The 12,457-nt window shown below is 65.9% G+C and carries 9 protein-coding genes; all 9 read left to right on the plus strand.

Annotation, left to right across the window (positions count from 1 at the left end):
- Nucleotides 1-8 precede the first annotated feature (8 nt).
- A complete protein-coding gene (locus DUGA2_RS33135; protein WP_373994837.1) occupies nucleotides 9-1,271 on the plus strand; it encodes a lipopolysaccharide biosynthesis protein in 1,263 nt (420 codons plus the stop codon).
- The gene (locus DUGA2_RS15255; protein ID WP_070270124.1) at nucleotides 1,268-1,966 is read left to right on the plus strand and encodes a glycosyltransferase family 32 protein; all 699 of its coding nucleotides are present in this window, start codon (nucleotides 1,268-1,270) and stop codon (nucleotides 1,964-1,966) included. Before DUGA2_RS33135 ends, DUGA2_RS15255 begins: the two co-directional genes overlap by 4 nt.
- Complete coding sequence (locus tag DUGA2_RS15260) at nucleotides 1,956-3,062, plus strand: glycosyltransferase (RefSeq protein WP_070270126.1); 1,107 nt, start codon at nucleotides 1,956-1,958, stop codon at nucleotides 3,060-3,062. Before DUGA2_RS15255 ends, DUGA2_RS15260 begins: the two co-directional genes overlap by 11 nt.
- A 38-nt stretch (nucleotides 3,063-3,100) precedes the next feature.
- Nucleotides 3,101-4,024: a beta-1,6-N-acetylglucosaminyltransferase gene (locus tag DUGA2_RS15265; RefSeq protein ID WP_070270127.1), complete on the plus strand. Its 924-nt coding sequence runs from the start codon at nucleotides 3,101-3,103 to the stop codon at nucleotides 4,022-4,024.
- A 261-nt stretch (nucleotides 4,025-4,285) separates the two neighbouring features.
- On the plus strand, nucleotides 4,286-6,574 hold the full coding sequence (locus tag DUGA2_RS15270) for a heparinase II/III family protein (protein ID WP_168167796.1): 2,289 nt from the start codon (nucleotides 4,286-4,288) through the stop codon (nucleotides 6,572-6,574).
- 103 nt (nucleotides 6,575-6,677) lie between these two features.
- A complete protein-coding gene (locus DUGA2_RS15275; protein WP_070270129.1) occupies nucleotides 6,678-7,889 on the plus strand; it encodes a glycosyltransferase in 1,212 nt (403 codons plus the stop codon).
- Nucleotides 7,890-8,036: 147 nt separating this feature from the next.
- Nucleotides 8,037-9,320, plus strand: a complete 1,284-nt coding sequence (locus DUGA2_RS15280; protein ID WP_070270267.1) for a phenylacetate--CoA ligase family protein — start codon at nucleotides 8,037-8,039, stop codon at nucleotides 9,318-9,320.
- 34 nt (nucleotides 9,321-9,354) lie between these two features.
- Nucleotides 9,355-10,416, plus strand: a complete 1,062-nt coding sequence (locus DUGA2_RS15285; RefSeq protein WP_070270131.1) for a glycosyltransferase family 4 protein — start codon at nucleotides 9,355-9,357, stop codon at nucleotides 10,414-10,416.
- Nucleotides 10,413-12,425: an alginate lyase family protein gene (locus DUGA2_RS15290; RefSeq protein ID WP_070270133.1), complete on the plus strand. Its 2,013-nt coding sequence runs from the start codon at nucleotides 10,413-10,415 to the stop codon at nucleotides 12,423-12,425. Before DUGA2_RS15285 ends, DUGA2_RS15290 begins: the two co-directional genes overlap by 4 nt.
- The last annotated feature ends 32 nt before the right edge of the window (nucleotides 12,426-12,457 follow it).

A 12,457-nucleotide genomic window follows, 5' to 3' on the forward strand; every position in this document is an offset into this window, starting at 1 on the left:
GAGGCTGTGTGAGCAGAAAAAGCGGTAGTAATTTACTTAAAAACAGTGTGTTTTCTTTCCTGCTCAATGTATCGAGCACTGCCATCGGATTCTTTGCCATTCCGATTACCCTGAAGATCATGGGCATCGAGCTGTACGGCAGTTTCATCTTCATGCAATCGGTGGCGATGATCGCCTTCACGCTGGTGACGGTGCAGTACTGGCAGGGCTTGCTGGTCGAGTTTCCGGGAAAGATATCGTCGGTCGCCGTGCTCAGGCGGGAGATCGGCCGCAGCCTGTTGTTCGAGCTGGCCGGCATGGCGACCGCCTTCCTGGCCGTGCTGGCGCTGATGCTGCCGGCGCTGCACATATCCCAGGTCAGCGGCTTCGGTCCGCTGGATGCGGTGTTCATCGTGCTGTCCATGCTGTTGCCGTCGCTGGGTTCGCTGGTGGCGTTTTATCGCCTGACCAATAAATACCAGGTCTTGCTGATGGCCGGCGTCAGCGCCAACCTGCTGCGCCTGGCGATGCTGTACGGGGCCGCGCACTGGAGCCCGACGCCGTCATCGGTGATCGTCTGTTATGCTTTGCCCGAGCTGTGCCGGCTGACCTATCTGGGACTGCTGATCTACCGCAAGCCGGCGGGGTCGCTGGAACCGTCCGATGCGCCGCTGGACCGGCGCGCCGTGCTGTCGACCGGGAAGTGGAGCACCTTGCTGGCGGTGGCCGACCTGCCGGTGGCCTATATCGACAAGGTGCTGGTGGGCGTGGCGCTGAGTCCGGAAGCGCTGGGCGTCTACAATATTTTGAAACGGCTGTATGCCATCATTTCGATGGCCACCAGCCCGGTCTACACCAACTCGATCCCCGAGTTTTCGCACAAGCTCAATGTCGGCGACCGCGCCGGCGCCTTTGCGCTGTGGCGGAAAACGATCTTGATCCTGTTGCCGGTGGCGACGCTGATCGGCCTGACGGCCTTCCTGTGCCGGCCGATCTGGGTGCCCATCATCTATCGCGGGCTGGCCCAGTACGACCTGGAGCTGTTCATCATGATGTTGACGGCGGTGATAGGCGGTTCCTTCATCACCACCCACGCCTTCTACTGGGCGCTGGGCAAGAAGAGGGAAACCTCGGTGGTGACGGTGTGTTCGAACCTGTTGTACATGGTGGAGTTGCTGGTGCTCAGCCATTATTTCGGCATCACGGGCGCCATCAGCGCCTTCCTGCTGCACGTGAGCCTGGTGGTGGTGATCAAAGTTATCCTGGTATTGAAAGAGAAAGCGGTCAAATGATTCCAAAGAAAATCCATTATTGCTGGTTCGGCGGCAAGCCTTTGCCTGTGATGGCCCAGCGCTGCCTCACCTCGTGGAAGAAATTCGCCCCCGAGTACGAGATCATCCTGTGGAACGAATCGAACTCCGATATCGATAACGAGTACTGCCGCCAAGCCGCGCGGCAGCGCAACTGGGCCTTCATTTCCGACTGGGTGCGCTTCGACATCCTGGCCCAGCACGGCGGCGTCTACCTCGACACCGACATCGAGCTGATCAAGCCGCTGTCGACCATCCTGACCGACGACCGCTTCTGCTCCGCCTGGGAAAGCCCCGGGCTGATGGGCGCCGGCTTCATCGCCGCCATGCCGCACGACCCCATCATGCAGCGCGCGCGCCAGCTGATCCTGGAAAACCTGATTCCGATCAAGAAATTCGCCACCGCGCCGCGCGTGCTGATGCGGGCCGTCGACGACGCCGCCGGCGGCCGGCCGCTCAACATCCTGGCGCCGCCGAGCTTCTACCCCTTCAACCCCTTCGACGACAACAACCCGCTCAACGCCGGCCAACTGCTGTATTCGGACATCGTCGAGGAAACGGTGGGCATCCACCACTATGCGTCGTCATGGGATTTCAAGGACCGCAACCGCTTCCTGCGGGTGCTGGTCGAAAAACTCAGCCCCCGGCCCGACTGGAGACTGACGATTGACTTCTGAAGCCCCGCAAAAGGAGTGCCTGGCCCTGGTCTTCCTGCCGGGGCGCGAACTGTCGCGCTTCCCGGACCAGATGGCGCGCTTCGACTTCTTGCGCCGCCACTACCGGGTCTCCACGGTGCTGAGCTCGGCCGGCACCGGCGTGGCCGGCATCCGCCGCACCGACATCATCGCGCAAAAAAACCCGCTGCTGTTTTCGCTGCAAGCCGCCTGGAAACTGCTGTGGGCCAGGCGCGACTACGACTTCATCTACGTCATCGGCCTGCCGGCCGTGACCACCTTCGCCTTCTATCGCCCGGCTTGTCCTATCGTGGCCTACGCGCCCACCCATTTCGAGCAGAGCTACGGCCCGGAACGGCGCCGCCCGTTCAAGCTCGGCGCCTGGCTGAAGCTGAGCACCTTCCTGCGCGGCCTGGCGCGGGTGGATTCGGTGATGGCCATTTCGCGCCAGCTGGCCGCGCTGTACACCGGCCGCACGCCGCGCGTGTCGCTGATACCGATGGGGGTGGACCTGGGCCTGTACCGCGCCTGCGCGCCGGCCGCCTCGGCGGACGGCCGCCTGCACATCGTCTATCCGGGTTCCGGCGGCGAGGGCAGGGGACTGGACCTGATCGTCGCCTGCGCCCGCCGCCTGGTGGCCGAGGGCGTGCCGGCCACCTTCCACCTGGTCGGCTGCGAAGACCCGGTGCTGGAGCGGGCGCTGGCGGCCGAGCCGGCGCTGGCGCAAGCCATCCGCGTCTATGCGCCGATGCCGTATGCCGAGGTGGTGCGCCTGTACGGGCAGATGCAGGCCGGCGTGTCGCTGCTGGCGGGTAATCCGTTCTACTCGGCCAGCCCGCCGCAGAAGATCTTTGAATACATGGCGGCCGGCCTGCCGGTGTTGTGCAACGATCTGGTCACTCATACCGACTATGTCGGCGACAATGCGGTGGTGGTCCACTGGAGCGCCGACGCGCTGTTCGACGGCGTGCGCCGCTTGCATGCGCAGTATCCGGCCTTCCTCGCCGCCGCGGCCGCCCAGCGCGCCCGCCTCGACGACTATGCGCACACCACGGTCGAGCGCCGTTTTGTTGACGAACTGGAGATCGATCTCCACTAGGCATCACTGTTCCCAGCCCCCGAATATGATGACAAACCATGACCAACATTGCCTATCTAGTCCTCGCCCATGACCAGCCCGCGCTGTTCGGCAGGCTGACCGCCGCGCTGCAGCACGAAGGCGCGACCATCTACGCCCATATCGACGGCAAGCAGGATGCCGGACCGTTCCGCCAGGCCGCCGGCGCGCTGCCGGTGCGTTTTGTCGACGCCCCGGTGGCCGTCAACTGGGGCGGCTACTCGCAGGTGGAGGCCATGCTCAAGCTGCTGGAGGCAGCCGCCAGCGGCGGCCACGAGCATTTCATCTTCCTCAGCGGGCGCGACTACCCCTTGCGCCGCCACGACGAGTTGCAAGCGCTGCTGGCGCAGGACCAGCAACGCAGCTTCATCAATTTCTATGCGCTGCGCAAGGGCACGGACTTTGCCCACCTGATCGAGATTTACGCTTTCCGCGACGTGTATGCGCGGCTGCGCGCGCCGGCCGTCAAGAGCCTGGCCCTGTGGCTGGTGCGGGCGGCCAACCGTGTGCTGCCGGCCAGGCGCTTCGTGGCCGGCCTGCGCCCCTACCGCGGCTCGACCTCGTGGTGCCTGAGCGCCGACGCGGTGGCGTATCTGCTGGACTTCGTGCGTCAGCCAAAAAACGCCCCGGTGCTGCGCTTTTTCCGCTCGGTCACGGGCGCCGATGAAATCTTTTTCCAGACCATTCTGCTCAACTCGCCGCTGGCGCCGCACTGCGCCGGCTACGACGACGCCGCGCAGCACCACAGCGCGATGAACGAGAACAAGGTGTCGCTGCACTATATCGACTGGAACCCGGCGCGCGAGAACCCGGCGGTGTTGGAAGCGCGCGACTTCGAGCCCTTGATGCAATCTGGAAAATTTTTTGCCCGCAAGTTCGACCAAGCCCGTTCGGCCGAGCTGCTGGACAGCATAGACCGCGCGCGGCGCGGTGTGCCGGCGTAATAAACGCTACAACTTGGCTACAATTCTGCCTTCCAATCAAGACTTGATCCGCTACACTAATATTTGCAGCACGAAATCCGGCGCAGCCGGCTTAATTTGCACGCAGTTGTTAATGCGTAACCACGAAAACCCCGGTTTAGTGTATATTTAATTTCTTCGCTGCAATAATGATTGCATTTTGCAACCTTCTTGACAATGTTGCCCTGCCTTCATGTGGCCAAACAACTATGCTGTTCATGCTTTACCCCTCGGAGGATTCTCATGACTTTCAATAAATCGAGTCTTGTTGGCAGTTTGCTGCTTGGACTGGGCCTCGTCTGGGGGCAAGCAAACGCGGCGACCGCGCCCGTGGAATGGGTCACGGCCGCCGCTGCCGACCCTTATACCGTGCAACCGGGCCCCACCAATTTGATGCCGCAGCCGCAGAACCCGCCGGCATTTGCCTGGCCGCGGTATCCGGTCTACCCGAAACCGCCGGGTTACATCCTGGAAGTGTCCAGCGGCGGCGTCGTCATCGGCACCTACACCACGACCCGCAACTTTTACCTGCCCAGCAAGGCCTTGACGGCCTCCGCCAGCGGCACCACCTATAGCTGGCGCGTGCGTCCGAATATCGCCAAGATCGACTGGTCGACGCCGCGCACCTTCACGCTGTATGCGTCGGCCAAGGTGTTCGAAGTGCCGGAAAACGATGTCCTGCGCGCCAGAATCATTGCGCATGGCCGCTCGCGTATGCTGAGCAAGAATTTCCTGCCGTTCTCGAAATGGACGTCGGCCATGATGGCCGAGCGTGGCTCCGCGATTTCCGCACTGATCCGCGAAGTCACCGCCGGCATGACCAGCGCCCCCGCGCCTGCGCCCCAAAACCTGACGGCGGTGCCGGCGGTATCCGATGGCATGTTGTTGAGCAGCGCCCCCACCACCACGCAAGTGGTGGCCCTGCTGCCGGCCAAAGTCAATCCGGTGCTGCGTCAGCTGGAGGCCTCGGCGCTGCTGTACCGCCTGATGGGCGACCCGAAATACCTGGCGGAAGCGATCGCGCGCGGCGATCAGGCGGCGTCGCTCGACCCGGCCGCCATCACCAGCTATACCAGCCAGGACCAGGTGACGCGCAGCATCGACGTTTCGCTGCTGCGCGCCGTCGATATGTTGTGGAATAACCTCGACGCGGCCCGTCGTACCCGCTGGCTCGCCGCCATCACCGCGCGCACCGAGGCGATCTATGCCGACTTGTCCGGCTCGGACGGCCGCATCGACGAGCAGCCGTTCGACTCGCACGGCGCCACCGCTTACGGCTACCTGGCCCTGATCGCCGCGATGACGGTGGGCGACGTGCCGGCCGCCGACAAGTGGTTCGACTTTGCCGTGCGTCCTTACGTCAATTCCATCTTTGTCTGGAGCGGCCCGGAGGGCGGCTACTTCCCGGGCTCGGCCTACGCCATGTACCAGGCGACCTATTCGGTCCAGCTGTGGGGCCCGTTCAAGGAAGCCACCGGCGTCGACCTGTACCAGAAACCGTGGTCGATCGGCTTCGGCCGCATGCTGATGCAGTTCATCCCGCCTGGCGCCGCCGGCCTGGTGTTTGGCGACCAGCATGAAGTCGGCTTCGACTACAGCGCGCTGAAAGCCTTCGCCGCCCGCACCGCCAACGCGGAAAGCGCCTGGTATGCGCGCACCGTCACCGGCAGCGAAGATCCGATCCAGCTGCTGACCTCGGAGTATCCGTTGCCGGCCTCGGCGATTACCCCGGTGGCGCCGCCGAACGCCGCGCTGTTCCCGACCATAGGCTGGGTGTCCATGCACAGCGATATCACCAACACCAAGCGCACCTCGCTGTACTTCAAGTCCAGCCCGTATGGTTCGTACAACCACGCCCACGGCGACCAGAACGCGCTGGTGCTCGACAGCGGCGGCGTGCGCCTGCTGGGCGAAGCCGGCTATGAAGACTATTACTACTCGCCGACCGTGACCGCCTGGTACCGCACCACCCGCGCCCACAACGCCATCACCTTTGACGGCGGCGTCGGCCAGCTGATCGGCGGCCGCGAGAACCTGACCCGCAACGGCAAGATCACCGGCTTCTCGACCAGCGCGGCGCTGGACTACGCCGAAGGCGATGCCACCGTCTCCTACGGTCCGGCCATCACGTCGGCGGTGCGCAAAGTATGGTATCTGCGCACCAACAACGTCTACGTCGTCCAGGACAAGATCAGCGCGCCGGCTGCGCACAAGTATGAGTGGAATATGCACTCCACCGTGCCTATCGTCGCCGACGGCAGCGCCGGCGCCAAGATCGTCAACGGCACCAGCTCGGTCTGCCTGACGTCGCTGACCCCGGATACGACCTTGACCTCCTGGACCGTGCCTTATCCATCGCGTCCGAAAGTGACCGAGACGCATGCGGCCTTCATCAAGAAGGCCGCAGTGCAAAACACCGAGTTCCTGGTGGTGCTGGACGTCGGCTGCAAACGTCCGGTGGTGACGGTGACGCCGGGCTCGAACGGCCGCACGCTGCTGGTCAACGGCCAGAGCATCACCGTGCCGAACTAAGGAGCGCTGTGTTTTAATTGCTTTAATGGCAATGTTTTAAGGGGCGACTGTGATACTATCCAGTCGCCCTTTTTTATTGCCTATAATTCACTACATCCCACCCATGTCCCTCACCATTTTGCAGCTGGTCCCCGAGGCGCTGCCGACCCATCGCGCCGATGTCGCCGTCTTGTTTGGAAAATACCTGCCCCGCGCCGGCGTCGCTTGCGACATGGTGGGCATGCCGTCGGCCGCCGCCGCCGACCAGCAGGGCTACGCCTCGCTGCGGCGCCCGGCCTGGCATGCCAGCCGCTTGCTGCGCGAAGCGCGCTTCTTCTGGCTGTGCCTGCGAGCGCTGCTGGGCGCCAACCGCGCCAACTGCGACCTGGTGCAGGCGCGCGACATGGTCTCGATCGGCCTGCTGGCGATGCTGGTGGCCCGCGTCAAGGGACTGCCGTTTTGCTACTGGGTGTCGTTCCTGATGAGCGAAGGACGCATCGAGCGCGCGCGCGCCAACCTGGCGCGCAAGCGCAGCCTGCGGGCCTACCTGGTGCTGTGGAAAGGCCTGGCGGAGAAGGCGGTGCTGTACCGGCTGGTGCTGCCCGGCGCCCGCCACATCTTCGTCCAGAGCGATGCCATGGTGGCCTATATGGTGGCGCAGGGCGTGCCGGCCGCCAGGCTGAGCGCCGTGCCGATGGGGGTGGACATGGAATTGTTCGGCGCCGGCATCAGCGCCGGCGCGCGCCCGGCGGGCTGGGAGGCGCGGCCCATGCTGGGCTACCTGGGCAGCATGGACAAGGAGCGCCAGTTGCAGACCGTGGTCGACGCGCTGCAGCTGGCCCGCCGCCAGATCCCCGACGCCTGCCTGCTGCTGGTCGGCGCGGCGGCCAACGCCGCCGATACCGAGCAGCTGATGGCCTACGTCCGCCAGCAGGGGCTGGAGGACGCGGTGCGCATCACCGGCTGGCTGCCGTCCAGCCAGGCCTGGCAGCTGCTGCTGAGCGCCGACGCCGCCGTCTCCTACGTGCCGCGCAATATGCTGTACGACGTCAGCTCGCCGACCAAGCTGCTGGAATACCTGGCGCTGGGCCTGCCGGCGGTGGGCAACGACATCCCGGACCAGGCGCACGTGCTGTCGTCCAGCGACGCCGGCTGGCTCACCGCCAGCGACGCCGCCTCGATGGCGCAGGCGCTGGTGACGATCTTCCAGGACACCGGCGCGGCCCGCGCCCGCGCCGCGCGCGGCCCGGCCTACCTGCGCGCGGCGCGCAGCTATGCCGTGCTGTCGGAGCAGGTGGCGCAACAATATACGGCGATTGTGGATGCCGGGAAATGAGTGGCGCCGCCCCGCACGCTACGGTAATTGCCGAAAGGATATCGAAACTGCTATATAATGCCCGACGTCAGCCCCTGCTTTGTTGCTAGTCGCTAGCCTTTCCCAACACCGCGCGTCGACCGGCGCGCGCTCCCAGAGCTTTTGAACATGTGGAAATACTCGTTAAAATTTTCGCTGCGCTCCCTGCTGCGTGACGCCGTGCGCGGCGTCGCCGCGCGGACCCTGCTGTACCCCGAGCTGGCGCGCAACGAACGCTCGGCGGCGGCGCTGGCGGACTACGTGGCGGCCCGCTGCCGCCTGCTTGGCTTGCCCGTGCCGGCGCAGCCCAACGCCGTGCCCATGGTGGCGGACGGCGCGGCGACGATGGCCAAGGCCGATGTGCGCGGCACGCCGCAGCGCTACCTGCGCCCGCGCGGCCTGGGCACGCTGTTGCGCAACAAGATCAAGACCAGCGGCAGCTCCGGCCAGCCGCTGACCGTGGTCCAGGACCTGGCCTGCGTGGTGCGCGAGGAAGCCTTCATCCACCGCCACCTGCGCTGGATGGGCTACCAGCCCGGCCAGCGGCGCGCCTGGATACGCGGCGACGTGGTGTGCGACGCCCGGCCGGCCGATGGCCGCTACTGGTGCTACGACTGGCCGGGCAAGATGCTGATGATGTCGTCCTACCATCTGGCCGGCGCCACCATCGGCGCCTATTGCGACGAGCTGCGCCGTTATGATCCGGTCATTATCCACGCGTATCCTTCGTCCATCGCCGCGATCGCCGCCTGGCTGCATGCGCAGGGCCGGCGCTACGAGGGAGGGGCGCTGCGCGGCATCATGACCTCGTCCGAAACCATGGACGCCGACGTCCGGGCCCAGGTCGAGGCGGTGTTCGGCGTCAAGGTGTTCGACTGGTACGGCCAGGCCGAGCGCGTCGCCGCCATCGCCAACTGCGAGCATGGCAGCTACCACCTGCTGACCGACTACAGCATGGTCGAGCTGCTCGACAACGGCGACGGCACGGCCGAACTGGTGGGCACCAGCCTGAACAACCGGGCCACGGCGCTGGTGCGCTACCGCACCGGCGACCTGGTGCGGATGGGCGAGGGGCCGTGCGCCTGCGGGCGCCAGTTCCCGGTGGTGGCGGCGATCGGCGGCCGCAAGGAACGCGTGATCACCTTGCCGGACGGCCGCCAGATCGGCCGCCTGGACCACGTCTTCAAGGGCGCGGACCAGGTGGTGGAGGGGCAGATCGTGTATCGCGGCCGCGCCCGCTTCGAGCTGAACGTGGTGGCGGCGGCCGGCTTCTCGGCGGCCGACGAGGCCGAACTGGTCGACAACTTCCTGCTGCGCGTGCCGAACGTGACGGTCAGCGTGAACAGGGTGGCGGCGATCCCGCGCGGCGCCAATGGCAAGTTTGAATTTATCTCGTTGCAGGAAGCCGCATGACGGGCCCCTGCAACCACTATCCTGAACAGGCGCGATGAGTAAAATAATTGTGATGGCCGGCACCGGCTTCGACACCATGGGCGGCATTTCGTCGGTGGTCAAAGTGTACCGCGACGCCGGCCTGTTCCAGCGCTATCCCATCGTCTACCTGGCCACCCATTGCGACGGCAGCGCCGCGGCCAAGCTGGGCGCCGCGCTGCGCGCCTACGGCCGCTACCTGTTGATGCTGCTCAGTTTCAAGGTCGGCCTGCTGCACGTGCACGTGGCTTCGCGCGCCAGCTTCTGGCGCAAGATGCCGCTGTTCCTGCTGGCCTTCTTGTTCCGCATTCCGACCATCCTGCACCTGCACGGCGCCGAGTTCGTCATCTTCTACGAGCAGGAGTCCGGCCCGCTGCGGCGCCGCCTGATCCGCGCCGTCTTCAACCGCGCGCGCCGCGTGGTGGTGCTGTCGGACATGTGGAAACAATGGGTGGAAAGCATAGGCGTGCGCGCGCCGGTGCAGGCGATCTACAACCCGGTGATGCTGCCGCCGGCCACCGCATGGTCGGCCCGCGCCAGCGGCCAGTTGCTGTTCCTGGGCCGCCTGGGCAAGCGCAAGGGCACCTACGACCTGGTCGACGCCCTGTCGCGCCTGCCGGCCGCGCCGGAAGCGCTGCTGGGCGGCGACGGCGAGACCGCCCAGACCACCGACTATGCGCGCCAGCGCGGGCTGGGCGACAAGGTCCGCTTGCTGGGCTGGGTCGGCCCGGAGCAGAAGGCCGGCCTGCTGGCCTCGGCGACGATCTACGTGCTGCCGTCCTATAACGAAGGCTTGCCGATGAGCTTGCTGGAAGCGATGGCGGCCGGCATGCCGGTGCTCAGCACCACGGTCGGCGGCATTCCGGAAGCGGTCAGCGACGGCGTCGAAGGCTTCCTGGTGCAGGCCGGCGACATCGACGCGCTGAGCGCGCGCCTGGACCAGCTGCTGGCCGATCCGGCGCTGGCGCAGCGCATGGGCGCGGCCGCGCGGCGCAAGGTGGAAACCACCTTCGCCAGCGGCGCGGTCCTGCCGCGCATCGAACAACTGTACCAAGAACTGGGATTCGCGCGCGCATGAGCACTTTAGGCTGGAAAATCAATCGTTTGAAACTGATGTCGGTGGGCGAGATCGTCTGGCGCGTCGAGCAGATGGCGCGCAAGAAGGCCAGCAAGTTCGGCCTCGGCCTGGCGGCCCGGCCGCCGCTGCCTGCGCTGCCGGGTTCGCTGCCGCGCTTCCTGCCGGACGGCGCCCAGGGCGGCGACGCCGCCGCGCTGCTGGCCGCGGCCGACGCCATCCTGGCCGGCCGCTGGAATGTGTTCGCCCTGCGCGGCGCGGCGCTGGGCTTCCCGCCGCAATGGAACGTCGACCCCAAGACCGGCACGCAGGCGCCGATGGGCCTGGGCAAGGCCATCGACTACCGCAGCGAGCGCGTGGTGGGCGACATCAAATACCTGTGGGAACCGAGCCGCCACCTGGAACTGGTGACGCTGGCGCAAGCCTGGCGCGCCAGCGGCGAGCAGCGCTACGCCGACGGCGCCCGCGCGCTGCTGCAATCGTGGTTCGACCAATGCCCGTATCCGCAGGGCGTGCACTGGACCAGTTCGCTTGAACTGGCGGTGCGCCTGCTGAACTGGGCCTTCGCCTGGGAACTGCTGGGCGGCGCGGCCTCGCCGCTGTTCGCCGGCGCCGACGGCCAGCGCTTCCAGCGCCAGTGGCTCGACAGCGTCTACCAGCACTGCCATTTCATCCAGGGCTATTTCTCGCGCCACTCGTCGGCCAACAACCACCTGTTCGGCGAGTACATGGGCTTGTTCGTCGCCAGCCTGGTGTGGCCGTGCTGGCCGGACTCGGCGCGCTGGCTGGCGCTGTCCAAGCGCGGCCTGGAAGTGGAGGCGCTCAAGCAGAACACCGCCGACGGCGTCAACAAGGAACAGGCGGTGTACTACCAGCACGAAGTGATGGACATGATGCTGCTGTGCCACCTGGTGGGGCAGGCGCACGGCGTGGCGTTCGCGCCGGCCTACCTGCAGCGGCTGGAAAAACTGGCCGACTTCCTGGCCGCGCTGCTGGACGCCGGCGGCCACATGCCGATGACCGGCGACGCCGACGACGCCCAGATGGTGCGGCTGGCGCACGAGGCCGGCTGGTCGCCGTACCGCTCGCTGCTGGCCAGCTGCGCGCTGCTGTTCGGCCGCGCCGACTTCAAGCGCAAGGCCGGCGCGCTGGACGGCAAGACCCGCTGGCTGTTCGGCGACGCCGGCCAGCAGCGCTGGGACAGCCTGACACCGGCCGGCGCCGAGCAGCCGGTCATGGCCTTCCCCGAAGGCGGCTACTACCTGCTGGGCCAGCGCTTCGGCGGCGCCGACGAGGTGCGCCTGGTGGCCGACTGCGCGCCGCTCGGCTATCTGTCGATCGCCGCCCACGGCCACGCCGACGCGCTGGCGTTCACGCTGTCGCTGGGCGGCGAGGAATTCCTGATCGATCCCGGCACCTACGCCTACCACACGCAAAAATCCTGGCGCGATTACTTCCGCAGTACTGCGGCGCACAATACCGTGTGCGTCGATCACCGCGACCAGTCCGAAATCGGCGGCAATTTCATGTGGCTGCGCAAGGCCAACGCGCGCCTGATCGCGCACCAGCCGGACGGCGCGCTGCAGCGCTTCGAGGGCGAGCACGATGGCTATCAGTGCCTGGCCGATCCGGTCACGCACCGCCGGGTGGTCGAGTTCGATACGAACAGAAATACCCTCGTTGTCAAAGACATATTACAATGTCGGGGTTCGCATCATGTTGCACTGCACTGGCAACTGGCGGAAGGTTGCCGTACTGAATTAAACGACGGCGTGGTGCGGGTGCTGGGCCGGCGCAGCGAGTTGCAGCTGCGTTGCGGCTTCGGCGGCGGCGCCGAAGTGTTGCGGGGCAGCGACAAGCCGATCGGCGGCTGGATCTCGCGCCGCTTCGACGAAAAAACCGCTATCGACACGCTGCGATGGCAAGGTACCGTAGACGGTACGACAGAAATAGTGACTGAGCTGCGGCTGCTGGTAAATTCCACGCCGGACGCGGTTCAGGTAGTAAATTAATGGTGGCATCGACAATTCATTGAGGAGTGTAT

This window comes from Duganella sp. HH101, from assembly GCF_001758795.1.
GTDB classification, from domain to species: domain Bacteria; phylum Pseudomonadota; class Gammaproteobacteria; order Burkholderiales; family Burkholderiaceae_D; genus Rugamonas; species Rugamonas rivuli.